The organism is Variovorax trehalosi (assembly GCF_051216415.1).
Classification (GTDB): Bacteria; Pseudomonadota; Gammaproteobacteria; order Burkholderiales; family Burkholderiaceae_C; genus Variovorax.
The window spans coordinates 785,845-803,250 of record NZ_JBPJZG010000001.1; the positions used below are offsets into that span (position 1 = coordinate 785,845).

17 protein-coding genes are annotated in these 17,406 nt (G+C 67.5%); all 17 read left to right on the plus strand.

What is annotated here, in order from left to right:
* Positions 1-118: 118 nt before the first annotated feature.
* The 17 genes from ACSFA7_RS03695 to ACSFA7_RS03775 are packed head-to-tail and all read left to right on the plus strand — an operon-like array spanning position 119 to position 17,068.
* A complete protein-coding gene (locus tag ACSFA7_RS03695; protein ID WP_435498126.1) occupies positions 119-1,105 on the plus strand; it encodes a Bug family tripartite tricarboxylate transporter substrate binding protein in 987 nt (328 codons plus the stop codon).
* Positions 1,106-1,112: 7 nt separating this feature from the next.
* A complete protein-coding gene (locus ACSFA7_RS03700) occupies positions 1,113-1,928 on the plus strand; it encodes an SDR family oxidoreductase (RefSeq protein ID WP_435498127.1) in 816 nt (271 codons plus the stop codon).
* A 26-nt stretch (positions 1,929-1,954) separates the two neighbouring features.
* The gene (locus ACSFA7_RS03705; RefSeq protein ID WP_435498128.1) at positions 1,955-2,503 is read left to right on the plus strand and encodes a cupin domain-containing protein; all 549 of its coding nucleotides are present in this window, start codon (positions 1,955-1,957) and stop codon (positions 2,501-2,503) included.
* Positions 2,504-2,510: 7 nt separating this feature from the next.
* The gene (locus ACSFA7_RS03710) at positions 2,511-3,383 is read left to right on the plus strand and encodes an alpha/beta fold hydrolase (RefSeq protein WP_435498129.1); all 873 of its coding nucleotides are present in this window, start codon (positions 2,511-2,513) and stop codon (positions 3,381-3,383) included.
* Between the two features lie 42 nt (positions 3,384-3,425).
* On the plus strand, positions 3,426-4,262 hold the full coding sequence (locus tag ACSFA7_RS03715) for an IclR family transcriptional regulator (RefSeq protein ID WP_435498130.1): 837 nt from the start codon (positions 3,426-3,428) through the stop codon (positions 4,260-4,262).
* A 5-nt stretch (positions 4,263-4,267) separates the two neighbouring features.
* Positions 4,268-5,101: an SDR family oxidoreductase gene (locus tag ACSFA7_RS03720; protein WP_435498131.1), complete on the plus strand. Its 834-nt coding sequence runs from the start codon at positions 4,268-4,270 to the stop codon at positions 5,099-5,101.
* The gene (locus ACSFA7_RS03725; protein ID WP_435498132.1) at positions 5,094-6,794 is read left to right on the plus strand and encodes a thiamine pyrophosphate-binding protein; all 1,701 of its coding nucleotides are present in this window, start codon (positions 5,094-5,096) and stop codon (positions 6,792-6,794) included. Before ACSFA7_RS03720 ends, ACSFA7_RS03725 begins: the two co-directional genes overlap by 8 nt.
* 20 nt (positions 6,795-6,814) lie before the next feature.
* Positions 6,815-7,612, plus strand: a complete 798-nt coding sequence (locus ACSFA7_RS03730) for an aspartate dehydrogenase (RefSeq protein WP_435498133.1) — start codon at positions 6,815-6,817, stop codon at positions 7,610-7,612.
* 10 nt (positions 7,613-7,622) lie between these two features.
* A complete protein-coding gene (locus tag ACSFA7_RS03735; protein ID WP_435498134.1) occupies positions 7,623-9,098 on the plus strand; it encodes an aldehyde dehydrogenase in 1,476 nt (491 codons plus the stop codon).
* 13 nt (positions 9,099-9,111) lie between these two features.
* On the plus strand, positions 9,112-10,083 hold the full coding sequence (locus ACSFA7_RS03740; RefSeq protein WP_435498135.1) for a VOC family protein: 972 nt from the start codon (positions 9,112-9,114) through the stop codon (positions 10,081-10,083).
* Positions 10,080-11,084, plus strand: coding sequence for a Bug family tripartite tricarboxylate transporter substrate binding protein (locus ACSFA7_RS03745; RefSeq protein ID WP_435498136.1), 1,005 nt, complete (start codon positions 10,080-10,082; stop codon positions 11,082-11,084). The genes ACSFA7_RS03740 and ACSFA7_RS03745 overlap by 4 nt, the downstream gene beginning before the upstream one ends.
* Before the next feature lie 29 nt (positions 11,085-11,113).
* Positions 11,114-12,277, plus strand: coding sequence for an FAD-dependent monooxygenase (locus ACSFA7_RS03750; protein WP_435498137.1), 1,164 nt, complete (start codon positions 11,114-11,116; stop codon positions 12,275-12,277).
* A 31-nt stretch (positions 12,278-12,308) separates the two neighbouring features.
* The gene (locus tag ACSFA7_RS03755; RefSeq protein ID WP_435498138.1) at positions 12,309-12,530 is read left to right on the plus strand and encodes a recombinase-like helix-turn-helix domain-containing protein; all 222 of its coding nucleotides are present in this window, start codon (positions 12,309-12,311) and stop codon (positions 12,528-12,530) included.
* Between the two features lie 12 nt (positions 12,531-12,542).
* Positions 12,543-13,589 (plus strand): Rieske 2Fe-2S domain-containing protein, encoded by a 1,047-nt coding sequence (locus tag ACSFA7_RS03760; protein WP_435498139.1) that lies wholly within the window; start codon positions 12,543-12,545, stop codon positions 13,587-13,589.
* Positions 13,590-13,608: 19 nt separating this feature from the next.
* On the plus strand, positions 13,609-14,577 hold the full coding sequence (locus ACSFA7_RS03765) for a PDR/VanB family oxidoreductase (protein ID WP_435498140.1): 969 nt from the start codon (positions 13,609-13,611) through the stop codon (positions 14,575-14,577).
* Positions 14,578-14,612: 35 nt separating this feature from the next.
* Positions 14,613-15,719 (plus strand): porin, encoded by a 1,107-nt coding sequence (locus tag ACSFA7_RS03770; protein WP_435498141.1) that lies wholly within the window; start codon positions 14,613-14,615, stop codon positions 15,717-15,719.
* A 32-nt stretch (positions 15,720-15,751) separates the two neighbouring features.
* A complete protein-coding gene (locus ACSFA7_RS03775; RefSeq protein ID WP_435498142.1) occupies positions 15,752-17,068 on the plus strand; it encodes an MFS transporter in 1,317 nt (438 codons plus the stop codon).
* Positions 17,069-17,406: the final 338 nt, after the last annotated feature.

The following is a 17,406-nucleotide window of genomic DNA, read 5'->3' on the forward strand; positions in this document are numbered from 1 at the left end:
TTGCGACATCTAGGGGTTTCTACTTAGTCACGAAGTTGTCTTCGTGATTATCCTTCGTGCGTTCCATTAATAAATCGTTGTTTCTCTAATGAAACAAAACGCCGACCACGACGGACCTATGAAACACACACGCCGCCTCGCCATTGCCGCCGCCATGTCCCTGGTCGGCGTTTGCGCCACCGGTCTTGCCTGGGCACAGAACTACCCCGCCAAGCCGATCACGCTGGTCGTTGCCTATCCGGCCGGCGGCGACACCGATGCGCTGGCGCGGCTCTTTGCCGAAAAACTCTCGGCGCGCGTGGGGCAGCCGGTGGTGGTCGACAACCGCCCGGGTGCCAGCGGCATCATCGGCAGCGGCTATGTGTCGAAGGCGGCGCCCGACGGCTACACGCTGCTGCTCGCGCCCAGCACCTTCTCGATCGCGCAGCTGGTGCTCAAGACCAACGGCGCCTCCGGCTACGACGTGCTCGCCGGCTTCACGCCGATCGTGCAGACCGGCAGCCAGCCGCTGTTCCTGGTGGCGAGTGGCGGCAGCGGCATCGCCACCGCGAAGGACGCGGTCGCCGCCGCCAAGGGCGCCGGCAAGTCGCTCTCGTACGCGAGCCCGGGCAGCGGCTCGCCGATGCACATCCTGGGCGAGATGTTCGCTCGCGCCTCGGGTGCGAGCCTCGCGCACGTGCCCTACAAGGGCGTGGCGCCCGCGGTCAACGACGTGTTGGGTGGCCATGTGCCGGTGACCTTCATCACGCTCGGCCCGGTCGCGCCTTATTTCGCCAACGGCAAGCTCAAGCCGCTGGCCGTGGCATCGGCCCAGCGCTCGCCCCTCGCGCCCAATGTGCCTACGCTCGCCGAGCTGGGCTACAAGGACGTCGAGGTGGTCGCCTGGAACGGCCTCTGGGGCCCGCGCAACCTGCCGGCCGAGATCGTGAAGACGCTCAACGGCCACTTCAACGAGATCCTGAAGATGCCCGACATCGTCGCGCGCATGGCCGTGCTCGGCACTACGCCCGTGGGCGGCGATGCCGACGTGCTCGGCAAGACCAACGCGGCCGACTACACGCGCTTCGGCAAGGTCATCAAGGAGCTCGGCATCCAGGCCGACTGAACACGCCATGACCGAACTCAAAGCCATTCCCGATTCGTCGAGCCTGCAGTCGCTGCTGGCCGAGTTGCCCGCCAGCCTTCTCACGGGACGTCGCGTTCTTGTGACCGGCGGCGCACGCGGCTTGGGCCTCGCGTTCGCGCAGTGCATCGCCGCGGCGGGTGCGAGCGTGGTGCTGGCCGACATCCTCGGCGAACTCGCCGAGACCGAAGCGAAGGCGCTGCGCGACGCGGGCCACAAGGCACATGCGGTCACCGTTGACCTGTCGGACCCGGCCTCCATCGATGCCTGTGCGGCCGAAGCGATCCGCCTGCTCGGTGGGCTCGACGGGCTGGTCAACAACGCCGCCATCACCAACTCGGGCGGCCGCGATGCGCACCAGCTCGAGATCGACATGTGGGATCGCGTGATGAACGTCAACGTGCGCGGCACCTGGCTCATGGGCCGCGCCTGCCGCAGCGCACTGGCAGCGAGCGGCCGCGGCGCCGTCGTCAACCTCGCTTCCGACACCGCCCTCTGGGGCGCTCCCAACCTGCTGGCCTACGCATCGAGCAAGGGCGCGGTCATCTCCATGACGCGCTCGCTGGCGCGCGAATGGGGCGGCGACAACATCACCGTCAACGCCGTGGCGCCGGGCCTCACGCTGGTCGAGGCGACCGAGTACGTGCCGATGGCGCGCCACCAGAAATACCTCGAAGGCCGCGCCATCCCGCGCGAGCAGCAGGCGGCTGATGTGTGCGGCGCCACGCTGTACCTCTTGTCCGGCCTCTCACGCTTCGTGACGGGCCAACTGCTGGCCGTCAACGGCGGCTTTGCGATGCACTGAATTTTTCCGACGAAGGAGTAAACCCGATGAGCGATTTGTCCGAACAACAGAAGATCAACGATGCCGCCGGCACGACCCTGGCGCAGCCCGAGGGCACGAGCCTCGCCGAGTGGATGAACACCCGCATCGCGCGCTACGAAACCCGCAAGTACGACTGGGACGCGCTGAAGTTCCAGGCTGATTTCGACCCCAAGTTCCGCCGCGCGCAGATGCGCTACGTGGGCACCGGCGGCACCGGCGTTGCGAAGGACGTGAACACCGTGCCTTCTGAGCACTTCACCTTCTCGACCATGGTGATCCCGGCCGGCCACGAAGGCCCGCCGCACCTGCACACCGACGTGGAAGAAGTGTTCTTCCTCATCCGCGGCAAGCTCAAGGTCGTGATCGAGAAGGACGGCGAGCGCTTCGAGACCATCATGACCGACCGCGACCTCATCTCGGTGCCGCCCGGCGTGTACCGCGAGGAGATCAACATCGGCGACGAAGACGCGCTGATGTGCGTGATGCTTGGCGCGAAGAAGCCGATCACGCCGACATACCCGGCCGATCACCCGCTCGCGAAGATCAAGCGCTGAGCACGCCATGAGCGACACGATGGCCACCGACGCATTGGCGCTGCCCGCCTCCGAGCTGGCACTGCTGGGCGACCGTTTCCCCGCGCGCGCCGTGCCGGTCGGCGGTGGTGCGGTGGTGTCGGTGCGCGAACGCGGCACGGGTCCGGCCATCGTCTGCCTGCACGGCATCGGCTCGGGCGCGGCGTCGTGGCTCAACGTCGCGATGCTGCTCGCGCCGCAGGCCCGCGTGATCGCGTGGGATGCGCCGGGCTACGGCGCGTCGACAGCCCTCGCGCCGGCAGCGCCATCCGCTGCGGACTACGCGGAACGACTGCATGCCTTGCTCGATGCGCTCGACATCCAGTCGTGCGTGCTCGTGGGCCATTCGCTCGGCGCGCTCACGGCGGCATCCGCTGCGCGGAGGGATTCGGCCTTGGCCTCGCGCATCCGCCGCCTCGTGCTGATCAGCCCGGCCGCCGGCTACGGCGCGCCGTCCCGCGCTGAAGCCCGCGCCAGGGTGCGCACCGAGCGCCTCGCCACGCTCGACGAACTCGGCATCGCCGGCATGGCCGCGAAGCGCTCGGGCCGCCTGGTCTCGGATAACGCCAGCGAGCTCGCGCGCCAATGGGTGCGCTGGAACATGGCGCGCCTGAACGACGGCGGCTACCGCCAGGCGGTCGAGTTGCTGTGCAACGGCGACCTCGTCGCCGACCTGCCGCCCGCCATGCCGGCGCGCGTGGCCTGTGGCACGCTCGATGTCGTCACCACGCCAGAAGCCTGCGCCGAGGTCGCGCGCGGCTGCGGGGTGACGCTCGAACCCATCGAAGGCGCCGGGCACGCCAGCTACGTGGAGCGGCCCGAGGCCGTGGCCGCGCTGCTGCGCGAAGCACTCGCCGCTTGAGCCGGGCGACCAAAGAACAACCAACGGAAACAACCAATCACCATGGCCACCAACGACAACGAAGCGATGGAAGAGGGCGCCGACCGCTACAACGTGCCCGCACTCGAACGCGGCCTGCGCGTGCTGTGCGAGTTCAGCCGCGAGAACCGCACGCTCTCCGCGCCCGAGCTGGCGCGCCGCTTCGACCTGCCGCGCTCGACCGTGTTCCGCCTGCTCACCACGCTGGAGAACATGGGCTTCCTCGAACGCGCCGAGGGAGGCCGCGACTACCGCCTCGGCCTTGCGGTGCTGCGCCTGGGCTTCGAATACCTCGCCTCGCTGGAACTCACGCAACTGGGCACGCCGCTGCTCAATCGCCTGTGCGACGAGCTGCGCACGCCCTGCAACCTGGTGGTGCGCGACGGCCGCTCGATCGTCTACGTCGCCAAGGTCGCGCCACCTACGCCCTTCGCCAGTTCGGTCACCGTGGGTACGCGCCTGCCGGCCCATGCCACGGTGCTCGGCCGTGTGCTGCTGGAAGACCTCACGCTGCCGCAGCTGCGCGCGCTCTATCCCGAAGACAAGCTGGAGACCTTCTCGCCAAGCACGCCCAAGACGGTGAACGAACTCTTCGACATGGTGCAGGCCGACCGCTCGCGCGGCTACGTGCTGGGCGAGGGCTTCTTCGAATCGAACATCTCCAGCATCGCCGCGCCGGTGCGCGACCACAGCGGCCACATCGTGGCGGCGCTGGGCGCGACCATCACCTCGGACCACATCGAGGAAAGCCGAATGGACGAGATGGTCCTGCGCGTGCGCAGCGTCGCTGACGAGATCTCGGGCCTCTTGAACTACTCGCCCGCGCGTACCAACAAGGTGGTGCCGCTTCGCAGCGCATGACGGAAATGACGATGCAGGCATCTTCCTTTTTTGCTGCGGACGCCTTGGCGGACCGTGTGGCGGTGGTCACGGGCGGCTCCTCGGGCATCGGCCTCGCGACCGTCGAGCTGCTGCTTGCGAGCGGCGCCGCCGTCGCGCTGTGCGGCCGCAACGCCGAGCGGCTGGACCGCGCGGTGGCCGGCCTGCGCGAGCAGTTTCCCAGTGCGAAGCTCTTCGCGCAGTCTTGCGACGTGCTCGACGGCGACGCGGTCAAGGCCTTCGCCACCGCCAGCGAGGCCGCGCTCGGCCCGGCTTCCATGCTCGTCAACAACGCGGGGCAAGGGCGCGTCTCCACTTTTGCCACGACCGACGACGCGGCCTGGACCGAAGAGCTCAACTTGAAGTTCTTCTCGGTCATCAACCCCACGCGCGCCTTCCTGCCGCAGCTCGCTGCGCAGCGCGCGGTGCTGGGCGATGCGGCCATCGTCTGCGCCAATTCGCTGCTTGCGCGCCAGCCCGAGCCGCACATGGTCGCCACCTCGGCCGCGCGTGCGGGGCTGTTGAACCTCGTGCGTTCGATGGCCACCGAGTTCGCGCCGCAGGGCGTGCGCGTCAACGGCATCCTGATCGGACTGGTCGAGTCGGGCCAGTGGCGCCGCCGCTTCGAAGCGCGCGAAGACAAGTCGCAGGACTGGCCCGCATGGAGCGGCCAGCTCGCGCAGAACAAACACATCCCGCTGGGTCGCCTGGGGCTTCCGACCGAAGCCGCACGCGCGATCCTTTTCCTCGCTTCGCCCCTCGCTTCGTACACGACGGGCAGCCACATCGATATCTCCGGAGGCCTGTCGCGCCATGCATGAACCCAACAACAACATGGTCACGGTCGGCGCAGTCGTCGCGGCCTTTCTCGAACAGTGCGGCGTGAAGGCGGCCTTCGGCGTGATCTCGATCCACAACATGCCGATCCTCGATGCCTTCGCGCAGCGCGGCATGGTGCGCTTCATCTCCGCGCGCGGCGAGGCGGGCGCGGGCAACATGGCCGACGCCTATGCGCGCTCCACCGCCAGCCTGGGGGTATGCATCACCAGCACCGGCCCGGCCGCGGGCAACATCGCGGGCAGCCTTGTCGAGGCGCTGACCGCCGGCGCGCCGCTGCTGCACATCACCGGGCAGATCGAGACGCCGTACCTGGACAAGGGCATGTCGTACATCCATGAGGCACCCGACCAGTTCACCATGCTCAAGGCGGTGTCGAAGGCGGCCCTGCGCGTGCGCAGCGTCGAGACGGCGCTCGGCACGCTCAAGCGCGCGGTGCAGCTCGCGCTGACGGCGCCCACCGGTCCCGTGAGCGTGGAGATCCCGATCGATATCCAGTCGGCGCTTATGGCGATGCCTGCCGACCTGTCGCCATTGCCCATCGAGCGACCGGTGCCGTCCGCCGCCGCGCTCGATGCGCTCGCCGTTCGCCTGGCAACTGCCAAGCGCCCGCTGCTGTGGGTGGGCGGCGGTGCACGCCATGCCCGCAGTGCGATCCAGCGCCTGCAGAAGCTCGGCTTCGGCGTGGTCACCACCACGCAGGGCCGCGGCACGGTGCCCGAGGATGACGCCGGCTCGCTCGGCGCCTACAACATCCAGAAGCCGGTCGAGGCCTTCTATCAAACCTGCGACGCGATGCTCGTGGTCGGCTCGCGCCTGCGCGGCAACGAAACGCTCAAGTACGAACTGAAGCTGCCGCGCCCGCTGTACCGCATCGACGCCGATGCCGCCGCCGAAGGCCGCTGCTATGCCTCCGAGGCCTTCGTCTGCGGCGACTCGGCACTGGCGCTCGAAGGCTTGGCAGATCGCCTCGAGGCAAAGGGTTATCGGGCCGATGCGCAGCTGCTGGTTGACCTGCGCGCCGCGCACGACCAGGCGGTGGCCACGCTGCGCGACGGCCTCGGCCCGTATGCCGAACTCGTGCGCCGCATCCAGGAAGCAGCGGGCCGCAAGTTCAACTGGGTGCGCGACGTGACCGTCTCCAACAGCACCTGGGGCAACCGCGAGTTGCGCATCTTCGAGCCGAGCGCCGGCGTGCACGCCACGGGCGGCGGCATTGGGCAGGGCATGCCGATGGCCATCGGCGCGGCGATCGGCGCGGCAGTGACCGGCTCGGGCCGCAAGACCTTCTGCCTGGCCGGCGACGGCGGCTTCATCCTGAACCTGGGCGAGCTCGCCTGCATGGTGCAGGAGAAGGCACCGATGGTGATCGTGCTGATGAACGACAAGAGCTACGGCGTCATCAAGAACATTCAGGACGCGCAGTACGGCGGCCGCCAGTGCTACGCCGAGCTGCACACGCCCGACTACGACCTGCTGTGCAAGTCGATCGCGCTGCCGCACGCTCGCGTGAAGGACCTGGCCGACCTGCCGACGCGCCTGGACGAAGCGCTGTCCACCGACGGCCCGTTCCTGCTGGAGATCGACATGCTCTCCGTCGGCGGCTTCAAGACCAGCTTCGCCGGCCCGCCGACCAACACGGTCACGCAGATTCCCGCGCTCGGCACCGCCAAGTGAGAACGAGCGGAGCCAAACGCATGACCGCCATCACACGCATCGCTCTCATCGGCTGCGGCGCCATCGGCACCGCGGTGCTCGAACTGCTTCGGGGCGATCCGGCCCTGCGGGTGACGGTCGTCGTCGTGCCCGCCGAAGGCATGGCCGCCGCGCAGAAGGCCTTGCCCGGCGCGGAGGTGCTGAGCATGGTGCCTGTCGCCGGCATCGACCTCGTGGTCGAGACCGCGGGCCATGCCGCCATCGAAGAGCATGTGCTGCCGGCGCTGGCGCGCGGCACGCCCTGCGTAGTTGCCTCAGTCGGCGCGCTGTCGACCGCCGGTCTCGCTGAAAAGCTCGAAGCCGCCGCTGTCGCAGGCCGCACGCAGGTGCAACTGATTCCCGGCGCGATCGGCGGGATCGATGCGCTCGCCGCCGCCCGCATCGGGGGCCTGGACGGCGTGCGCTACACCGGCCGCAAGCCGCCGAAGGCCTGGAAGGGCACGCCGGCCGAACAGGGCCGGGACCTCGACAAGCTGACGCAGGCCACCGTGATCTTCGAAGGCAGCGCGCGCGAAGCCGCCTTGCTGTACCCGAAGAACGCCAACGTCGCGGCCACCGTCTCGCTCGCAGGGCTCGGCCTCGACAAGACGCAGGTGCGCCTGATCGCAGACCCCGCCACCGCAGAGAACGTGCACACCGTCGAAGCCGAAGGCGCCTTCGGCAGCTTCGAGCTGACCATGCGCAACAAGCCGCTGGCGGCCAACCCAAAGACCTCCGCGTTGACCGTGTACAGCGCAGTGCGCGCGCTGCGCAACCGTGTCGCACCCCTCGCCATCTGAATTTCTCCCCATGATTTCTTCCGAACTTCTTCCGATCTGCATTGCCGGCGAATGGCGCCTGGGCGGCGGCGATGTGTATGAAAGCCTGTACCCGGCCACGGGCGAGCCGATCGCGCGCCTGAAGGCCGCGAGCCTCGCCGACGTCGAGGAGGCCATCGTCCGCGCCGACCACGCCTTCCGCACCAGCGGCTGGGCGCAGCGCCTGCCGCACGAGCGCGCCGCCGTGCTGCACCGCGTGGCGCAGCTGATCCGCGAAGAGAGCGAATCGCTCGCGCAGAAGCAGCGCCTGGACAACGGCAAGCCGATCAACGAAACCCGCAACCTCGTGGCGAGCGCGGCGGGCACCTTCCAGTTCTTCGCTGCCGCATTGGAGACGCTCGAAGAAACCATCACCCCGTCGCGCGGCGCCTTCGTCACGATGAGCGTGCACGAGCCCATGGGCGTGGTGGCCGCCATCACGCCGTGGAACTCGCCGATCGCGAGCGAAGCGCAGAAGCTGGCGCCCGCGCTCGCAGCCGGCAATGCGGTGGTTGTCAAGCCCGCCGAAGTCACGCCGCTGATGGCGCTGGAACTCGCGCGCATCTGCGAGCAGGCCGGCGTGCCCAAGGGCATCGTGAGCGTGCTGCCGGGCAAGGGCTCGGTCATCGGCGATGCGATCACCAAGCATCCGCTGGTCAAGCGCGTGTCGTTCACCGGCGGCACCACCACCGGCAAGCACATCGCCCACATCGCGGCCGACAAGATGATGCCGGTGTCGCTGGAGCTGGGCGGCAAGTCGCCCACCATGGTGCTCGACGATGCGGACCTCGACCATGCGGTGAACGGCGTGCTGTACGGCATCTTCAGTTCGTCGGGCGAGTCGTGCATTGCGGGCTCGCGCCTTTTTGTCGCGCGCAGTATCTACGACGAATTTCTCACGCGGCTGGCCGAAGGCGCCAATGCGCTGCGCGTGGGCGACCCGGCATCGGAGCAGACGCAGATGGGCCCGCTCATCACGTCGAAGCACCGCGAAGGCATCGAGCGCTACGTGGGCCTGGGCGTGTCCGAAGGCGGCCGCATCCGCACGGGCGGCGTGCGCCCGCACGGTGCCGGCTACGACAACGGCTACTTCTACAAGCCGACCATCATCGAAGGCCTGGACAACAGCGCACGCATCAGCCAGGAAGAAATCTTCGGCCCGGTGCTCGTCGCGATGCCTTTCGACGACGAGGAGTCGCTGATCGCGCAGGCGAACGACAGCGTCTACGCACTGGCCGCTGGCGTCTGGAGCCGCGACTTCAAGCGCGCCTGGAAGCTCGGCCGCGCGGTGCAGGCCGGCACCATCTGGGTCAACACCTACAAGCAGTTCTCCGTCTCCACGCCGTTCGGCGGCTGGCGCGACAGCGGCCTCGGCCGCGAGAAAGGCCGCGAAGGCATCTTCCAGTACATGGAGCAGAAGAGCATGTACTGGGGCACGAATGAACAACCGCTCCCGTGGGCGAACTGAAGAGGACACCACCATGAGCGTTCTAGGCATCGACCAGATCACCTACGGGGCAGACGACCTGCCCACCTGCCGCCGGTTCTTCGAGGACTGGGGCCTCGCACTGAAGTCGGAAGCCGCCGACGAACTCGTCTTCGAGTGCCTCAACGGCTGCAAGGTCGTCGTCGCGGCGTTGGACAAGGCGGGCTTGCCGCCCGCAATGGAAGAGGGCCCGACGCTGCGCGAAGTGGTGTGGGGCGTGGAGAGCGATGCGGATCTGGACCGCTACGCCGCCGCCATCGCGAAAGACCCGGCCTTCTTCGACGGCACCGTCGACGGCGCACGCCGCATCGGCTGCATCGACCCCAACGGCCTCGCGGTGCGCCTGCAGGTCAGCCGCAAGCACACGGTGGAAGTCGACTGCGGCGCAATGAACACCTGGAACGCCAAGCCGCGAGTGAACCAGGCCGCGCCGATCTACGACCGTGCAACGCCGATCGAGGTCGGCCACGTCGTGTTCTTCGTGAGCGACGTGGTGGGCACCAGCGCGTTCTACGCGGATCGCTTCGGCTTCGTCTCGTCCGACAGCTACCCGAACCGTGGCGCCTTCATGCGCTGTGCGGCAGAGGGCGGCCACCACGACCTGTTCCTGCTGCAGATCCCCTCGGGCAAGCGCGGGCTCAACCACGTGGCGTTCACCGTGCGCGACATCCACGAAGTCTTTGGTGGTGGCCTGCATTTCTCGCGTCGCGGCTGGGAAACGCAGCTCGGCCCCGGGCGGCACCCGGTGTCGTCGGCGTACTTCTGGTACTTCAAGAACCCGGCCGGTGGACTCATCGAGTACTACGCGGATGAAGACCAACTCACCGCCGACTGGCAGCCGCGCGAGTTCGAGCCTGGCCCGACGGTGTTCGCCGAATGGGCGGTCGATGGCGGCCTGGATGGCAACACGCGCCGCCAGAAGAACGCCGAAGGCCCGAAGGGCGCCTTCCTCACCGAGAAGAAATGACGACCTCGATCACCATGCAACGACGTTTCTCCATCTCCCTTCTGTTCGCCGCATTGGCCGCTGTCGCCATGCCGGTGTATGCGCAGAGCGATGCGCAGAAGCAGCTCTCCAGCGACCGATTCACCATCGTCTCGCCATTCCCGCCCGGCGGCCCGGTCGACACGCTCGCACGTGTGCTCTCCGATGGCCTTGCCAAGCGCTACGGCCAGGCGGCCGTGGTCGAGAACCTCGTGGGTGCGGCCGGCAACATCGGCATCGACAAGGTCAAGCGCGCGAAGGGCGACGGCCACACGCTGCTCGTGGTGCCGGCAGGCAACCTCACGATCAACCCGACGCTGATGCCGAACTTCCCGTTCGACATCGCGAAGGACTTCGTGCCCGTCACCATGCTCGCCAAGGCGCCCAACGTGCTGGTGGCCGCGCCGTCGTCGGGCATCAAGAGCGCGAAGGAGCTGGTGGCGATGGCCAAAGCCAAGCCGAACACGCTGTCGTACGCCTCGCCCGGCGTGGGCAGCGGCCTGCACCTGGCGGGCGAACTGTTCAAGCAGCAGGCCGGCATCGACCTGCTGCATGTGCCCTACAAGGGCACGGCGCCCGCGCTCAACGATGTGCTCGGCGGCTCGGTGCCACTGATGTTCAGCAACCTGCCCGCGACCATGCCCTTCATCAAGAACGGCAAGCTCGTTGCGCTGGGCGTGACCGAGGCGACGCGCAGCGCGGCGGCGCCCGACATTCCGACGCTGGCGGAGCAGGGCATCCAGGGCGTGACGGTGACCTCGTGGTACGGCCTGCTGGCGCCGAAGGGCACGCCGCCCGCCGTGGTCGAGCAGCTCGCGAAAGATGCGGCGCAGATGCTGGCGCAGCCCGACGTGCGCGAGCGCCTGAAGGTGCAGGGCATGACCGATGCAGCCATGACGCCGGCTGCATTTGCCGCGCACATCCGCGACGAAACCGCCGTGTGGGCCCGGATCATCAAGGCCCGCAACATCGTGGCCGAGTGAGCCGCATGCAAGAACAACCAAGAGGCATCATGAAGACAAGCGAATCCACCATCGGCATCGTCGGTGCCGGCATCGGCGGCCTGGTGGCTGCCATCGCGCTGCGGCGCGCGGGGCACGACGTGGTCGTGTTCGAACAGGCGAAGCAGTTCGCCCGCGTCGGCGCGGACATCAACCTCACGCCCAACGCAGTGCGCGCGCTCGATGGCCTGGGCGTCGGCGAAGCAGCCCGCGTGACGGCGGCGCGTCCGTCGCACCGCATCAGCCGCACCTACGATACTGGCGAGGAAACCTCGCGCCTGGAAATGGCCGATTCGGCGGAGGAGCGCTACGGTGCGCCGCAGCTCACCATCCACCGCGCCGACCTGCTGGCCGCATTGGCCGACATGTTCCCGGCCGAGCGCGTTGCCCTGGGCAAGCGCGCCGAGAAGATCGCTGCGGACGAAGAGGGCGTGACCCTCTCGTTCACCGACGGCACGAGCGCGCGCGTCGGCGTGCTGCTAGGTGCCGACGGCATCCACTCGTGCGTGCGCACCGCGATGTTCGGCGCCGAGAGCCCGCGCTTCACCGGCATCGTCGCCTACCGCGCCGTGGTGCCCGCCGAGCGCGTGGCCGGTGTGCCCAACCTCGGCGCGTTCACCAAGTGGTGGGGGCCGAACCCGCAGAGCCAGATCGTCACCTTCCCGCTGAACCGCGGCAAGGACATCTTCATCTTCGCGACCACGCCGCAGGACACCTGGCACCTCGAGTCGTGGACCGCGCCCGGCAGCGTCGACGAGCTGCGGGAGCAGTACGTGGCCTACCACCCCGAGGCGCGGGCCCTGCTCGATGCCTGCGACACGGTGCTGAAGACCGCGCTGTACGAACGCGACCCGATGCCCGCATGGGCCGAAGGCCGCATGGCGCTGCTCGGCGATGCCGCGCATCCGATGCTGCCTTTCATGGCGCAGGGCGCGGGCATGGCGATCGAAGACGCCGTGGTGCTGTCCCGCCACCTCGAAGGAGTGGCGCTCGCGGACGCGGCCGATGCGCTGAAGGACTACGAGAAAGCCCGCATCGAACGCGCGAGCCAGGTGCAGCTCGGCTCGCGCGGCAACAACTGGCTGCGCGAAGGCGGCAATGCGGACTGGGTCTACGGCTACGACGCCTGGGCCGTGCCGCTCGGCGCGCCTGCCGTCGCAGCAGCTACTGCCTGATTTCATTTCACCTCACCCCCGGAGGCCCACGATGCAACAAGACCGTTATCTCCAACCGCACCAGGCGCGCCAGCGCCCCGCGACCACCTACGAAGACCTGCTGGGCGACGTGATCGAGCGCGCCTTTGCCGATGGCATCCACGACCTGGGCGGCCTCGTGCAGCGCCTGAACGACAACGGCCTCGCCACGCCCGGCGGCCAGCCCTGGACCGAGGCGCTGTACCGCAAAGAGATGGCCACGCTGGCCGCCTGAGGAGAACCCACCATGACCATCGCCATCCAACCCGTTCCCGCAGACCCGGTCGACCACCTGCTCGAGATCGGCCTCAAGGACCTCTGGTACCCGATCTGCCCCTCGCACTTCATCAAGGAGAACCCCATCTCCCTGCGCCGCCTCGGCCGCAAGATTGCTCTGTGGCGTGATGGCGAAGGCGTGCTGCATGCGCTGGAAGACCGCTGCCCGCACCGCGGCGCGCCGCTGTCGCAGGGCGTGATCCTGGGCGACCGGCTCTCGTGCCCGTACCACGGGGTCGAGGTGCGCCATGACGGCATCGTTACGCGCGTGCCCGGCAGTCCCGGCTGCAAGCTCGAAGGCTCGAGGGCCACGCGGCATTTCCATGTGCAGGAGCGCGCGGGTGCCGTGTTCCTCTACAACTCGAAGGAGCCCGTCGACGTTCCGCCGCCGCTGGTGCTGCCCGAGCAACTGACCGACGACGCCGAATACGGCAGCTTCCTCTGCTACACCGAGTGGAAGGGCGACTACCGCTATGTGCTGGACAACGTGATGGACCCGATGCACGGCACGTACCTGCACAAGCAGTCGCACTCGATGGCCGAAGGCGATTCGAGCGCCAAGTTCGGCATCCGCCCGACCGACATCGGCTTCGTGTTCGAGAAGGAAGGCCAGCGCAACGTCAACTTCGACTGGACCGAGTGGGCCGACACCGGCATCCACTGGATGCGGCTTGAAATTCCGTACCCGAAGACCGGCGGCCCCGGCGGCAACTTCATCATCGTCGGCGCCTTCTCGCCGATCGTGAAGGGCATGACGGCCACCTTCTTCTGGCGCGTGCGCAAGCTTCCGAAGGGCTGGGAGCGCGACACCTGGCGCTTTCTCTACAAGAACCGCCTGGAGGCGCGCCACTGGCACGTGCTGGAGCAGGACCGCGTGATGCTCGAGGAGATGGAGCCCGACGCCAACCAGCACGAGAACCTGTACCAGCACGACCTGGGCATCGTCCGCCTGCGCCGCCACATGCGCAACCTCGCAGTTGCGCAGTTGGCCGAAGCCACAGAGACCGCCACGGCCTGACCGGGAAGCGAGCACGCCCATGTCTTCTCCCACGCTGAACGCCCTCGTGCACACGATGCGCTACGAGGCCGACGGCATCGTCAGTGTCGAGTTCCGGCCGGCCACGCCCGCCGTGGACTTTCCGGCCTTCGAGGCCGGCTCCCACATCGACCTGCACCTGCCCAACGGGCTGGTGCGCAGCTACTCGCTGTGCAACCCGGCCAGCGATCGCCAGCGCTATGTGGTCGGCGTGCTCAGCGACCGCAAGAGCCGCGGCGGCTCGCGCTATGTGCACCAGCAACTGCGCGTGGGCATGACGCTGCCGATCTCGGCGCCGCGCAACAACTTCAAGCTGCAGGAAGATGCCGAGCGCTCGGTGCTGGTGTCCGGCGGCATCGGCGTGACGCCCATCTGGTGCATGCTGCAGCGGCTCGTGGCCATCGGCCGGCCGGTGGAACTGCTGTACTGCGCGCGCACCCGCAAGGAGGCCGCGTTCTGCGAGGCCATCGAGGCGCTCGCGAAAGAGAAGTCGATCCAGCTCACCTGGCATTTCGACGACGAGAAGGGCGCACCGCCCGACCTCGCGGCGCTGCTGGGCGGCAAGGCCGCCACCAGCCATTACTACTGCTGCGGCCCGACGCCGATGCTCGATGCGTTCGAGAAGAGCTGCGAGCAGCTCGGCTACGCCAACGCGCACATCGAGCGTTTTGCCGCGGTGCATGTTGAAGCGCCGAGCGCGACACAGGGATGTGTGGTGCAGTGCGCGAAGAGCGGCAAGAGCGTCGAGGTGCCGGCGGGCAAGTCGATTCTCGACAGCCTGATCGACGCCGGCCTCAACCCCGACCACAGTTGCAAAGAGGGCGTGTGCGGCGCCTGCGAAACAGCGGTTCTCGAAGGCGAAGTCGAGCACCACGACGGCATCCTCACCAAGATCGAACGTGCGTCCAACAAGACCATGATGATCTGCGTCTCTCGCTGCAAGGGCGAGCGGCTGGTGCTGGACATCTGAGGCTACGGCCAGAGAAAAACCAACCGAGACATCCATTGAAAAACTACTTGATCGCGCTGGCTGCGGCCAGCACGGCTGGCGGAGCGCTGGCCCAATCTTCCCTCACTCTCTTCGGCGTGGTCGATGCAGCCGTCACCTACACACGCGGCAGCGGCGACGGATCGGCCCACAAGACGCAGCTGTCCAACAGCGGCAACATGTTCAGCCGCCTCGGCTTTCGCGGCACCGAAGACCTGGGCGGCGGCTACTCGGCCAACTTCTGGCTCGAGATGGGTTTGCAGAACGACAGCGCGATGGGTTTCCCGTCGAATTCGAACAACCAGGCCAGCGGCAACGGCACCGCGGGCGTGCTGAGCTTCAACCGCCGCTCGACGGTGAGCCTCGCCGGCCCTTTCGGCGAGGTGCGCCTGGGCCGCGACTACGTGCCCGCGTTCTGGAACACCGCCATCTTCGATCCCTTCGGAACGGGCGGCGGCATCGGCGCCAACCAGATCTATTTCTCGGGCCTCGGCGGTCTGGTCGCGCCGACGGGTACGCGCGCATCGAACAGCATCGGCTACCTGCTGCCGGCCTCGCTCGGCGGTTTCTACGGGCAGGTGATGTACGCGATGGGCGAGAACGATTCGAACTCGGTGTTGCCGGGCACGCTGGTGTCGAACAAGCGCGATGGCAACCACACGGGCCTGCGTTTCGGCTACCAGAGCGGCGGCCTCAACATCGCTCTTGCCACCGGCCGCACGCGCTATGCGAGCGGCGACCTGCGCGTGACCAACCTCGGCGCGGCCTACACCTTCGGTCCGTCGCTCATGAACCTCAAGCTCACGAGCGAGCTGTACACCGAGTCGAAGGGAACGACCGATGCCAAGGGTGCACTCATCGGCTTCCAGTTGCCCATTGGCGTGGGCGAGATCAAGGCCTCGTATGCACGCTATCGGCTCGAGCCTGCAGGTGCAGCACTGAAGCCCACCTCGTCGAAGCTGGCCATCGGCTACGTGCACAACCTCTCCAAGCGCACCGCGCTGTACGCCACCATCGCACGCATCAGCAACAGCAACGGTGCCGCGCAAGCGCTCTCGAGCGCGATCACGGCGCCTAACCGCGCCTCCAGTGGCACCGAGTTCGGCATGCGCCACATGTTCTAGGCGCAAGCTCTCCTTAGCAGCAGAAGCACCCCATGCACAGCAAACACTTTCGTTGGTACGGCGTCATCACGCTGTTCGTGATCGTCGCGATCTCGTATGTGGACCGCATCAACATCGCGGTGCTCATCACCGACAAGGCGTTCCTGGACCACGTGGGCCTCGCGGCGAGCGACCGCGTGAGCCAGGGCCTGCTGGCGACGGCGTTCATGCTCGGCTATGGCGTGTCGGCCTTCGTGCTCACGCCGTTCTGCTCGGCGCTCTTCGGTGTGCGGCGCAGCCTGGTCTACGGGCTGATTCTCTGGGGCGTGGTGACATGGGCGTCGCCGATGTTCAACAGCTACGGGCTGCTGCTGGCCTCGCGCATTCTGCTGGGCGTGTCGGAGGGGCCGCTGTTCTCGCTGGCCTCGTCGTACATCAAGGCGCACTTCCAGAGCCACGAGAACGGCAAGCCCAATGCACTCGTGAACATGGGCACGGGCCTCGGCCTGGCCATCGGTTATCCGCTGGTGGGCTACCTGCTCGCGCAGTTCCAGTGGGACACCTCGTTCCATGTGCTGGGCATCATGAACATCGCGCTCGGCATTCCGCTGGTGCTTGCTTTCGTTCGCATGCCGCCCGGCAAGGAAGACACGGCTCGGCCTTCGTCGCTCGGCGAAGCGATGGCGCGCGTGGGCGCGATCGTGAAGGGCGCGCTGCAGACGCGGCACCTGTTCCTCATCACCTTGCTCACATCGGCGGCGCTCGCCTACCTCTGGGGCAGCAGCAACTGGCTGCCGACCTACCTGCACGAGGCGCGCGGCTTCTCGCTGCGCGAGATGGGCTGGCTCGCTTCGCTGCCGCAGTACGCGACAGTGCTCGCCGTGCTCGTGAGCGGCGTGCTCATCGACAGGATCGAACGCGAGCACGTGCCCTTCATCTTCATGGGTGCGAGCGTGGGCGTGGCGCTCTCGGTGCTCATGGCCATCAACGCGCACGACCCGTATGCGGCGGCGTGCTGTCTCGTCGCGGCCAACTTCTTCTGGGGACTGCAGAGCCCCGCGATCCCGAGCACGATCCAGTACTGCTCGCGGCCCGAGCACACGGCGAGTGCGTTCGGCGTGACCAACGGGGCAGGGAGTCTTGTGGCCGGCTTCATGCCTGCGTTGATGGGCGGCGTGATCAGCGCGGTGTCGCACAGCTCATCGGCATCGGGCGCGGCCGCTGCATCGGCCGCGTCCGCATCGGGCTTCTTCGCGGGCTTCGCGCTGCTGATCGGCACGCAGGTCGTGGTGTTCGGCTGCGGTTTCGTGCTGTGGTTGAGAGAACGCACGCGCGTGGTTTCGAGCGCCGCGCATTCGCGGGTTTTGTAGCGCCTGTATCGCTTTGAGTCGCGGAGTGTGGCTGCATCGTCACACTCGATGACTACGAGTTTTCGTAATGACGCAGCGCATGTGCCGCATCTGCGAAACCATCTTCGTATCGCACGACATGCATTGAATGCGGTGACTCCATTCGTCGTATGGCACGCGAACATTTTGAGAGCGAAAAGTTCCGCGATTCGTTGAGATGTCGCATTCGATCAGCTACAACTGAGCGCATTCAATGGACGAGGGAATGCGCGTGATATCAACGACAAGAGCCGCAAGAATTCTGATCCTGACGAGCACAGCGCGTGTCGTTCCTGCTGCGCATGAACGGCCGGCGCCGA

Excerpts from the sequence above, each read along its gene's own strand:
- ACSFA7_RS03775 (WP_435498142.1), top strand. The coding sequence starts at position 15,752 with ATGCACAGCAAACACTTTCGTTGGTACGGCGTCATCACGCTGTTCGTG.
- ACSFA7_RS03765 (WP_435498140.1), top strand. The coding sequence starts at position 13,609 with ATGTCTTCTCCCACGCTGAACGCCCTCGTGCACACGATGCGCTACGAG.
- ACSFA7_RS03710 (WP_435498129.1), top strand. The coding sequence starts at position 2,511 with ATGAGCGACACGATGGCCACCGACGCATTGGCGCTGCCCGCCTCCGAG.
- ACSFA7_RS03745 (WP_435498136.1), top strand. The coding sequence starts at position 10,080 with ATGACGACCTCGATCACCATGCAACGACGTTTCTCCATCTCCCTTCTG.
- ACSFA7_RS03700 (WP_435498127.1), top strand. The coding sequence starts at position 1,113 with ATGACCGAACTCAAAGCCATTCCCGATTCGTCGAGCCTGCAGTCGCTG.
- ACSFA7_RS03705 (WP_435498128.1), top strand. The coding sequence starts at position 1,955 with ATGAGCGATTTGTCCGAACAACAGAAGATCAACGATGCCGCCGGCACG.
- ACSFA7_RS03720 (WP_435498131.1), top strand. The coding sequence starts at position 4,268 with ATGACGATGCAGGCATCTTCCTTTTTTGCTGCGGACGCCTTGGCGGAC.
- ACSFA7_RS03725 (WP_435498132.1), top strand. The coding sequence starts at position 5,094 with ATGCATGAACCCAACAACAACATGGTCACGGTCGGCGCAGTCGTCGCG.
- ACSFA7_RS03735 (WP_435498134.1), top strand. The coding sequence starts at position 7,623 with ATGATTTCTTCCGAACTTCTTCCGATCTGCATTGCCGGCGAATGGCGC.
- ACSFA7_RS03740 (WP_435498135.1), top strand. The coding sequence starts at position 9,112 with ATGAGCGTTCTAGGCATCGACCAGATCACCTACGGGGCAGACGACCTG.
- ACSFA7_RS03755 (WP_435498138.1), top strand. The coding sequence starts at position 12,309 with ATGCAACAAGACCGTTATCTCCAACCGCACCAGGCGCGCCAGCGCCCC.
- ACSFA7_RS03750 (WP_435498137.1), top strand. The coding sequence starts at position 11,114 with ATGAAGACAAGCGAATCCACCATCGGCATCGTCGGTGCCGGCATCGGC.
- ACSFA7_RS03760 (WP_435498139.1), top strand. The coding sequence starts at position 12,543 with ATGACCATCGCCATCCAACCCGTTCCCGCAGACCCGGTCGACCACCTG.
- ACSFA7_RS03695 (WP_435498126.1), top strand. The coding sequence starts at position 119 with ATGAAACACACACGCCGCCTCGCCATTGCCGCCGCCATGTCCCTGGTC.
- ACSFA7_RS03715 (WP_435498130.1), top strand. The coding sequence starts at position 3,426 with ATGGCCACCAACGACAACGAAGCGATGGAAGAGGGCGCCGACCGCTAC.
- ACSFA7_RS03730 (WP_435498133.1), top strand. The coding sequence starts at position 6,815 with ATGACCGCCATCACACGCATCGCTCTCATCGGCTGCGGCGCCATCGGC.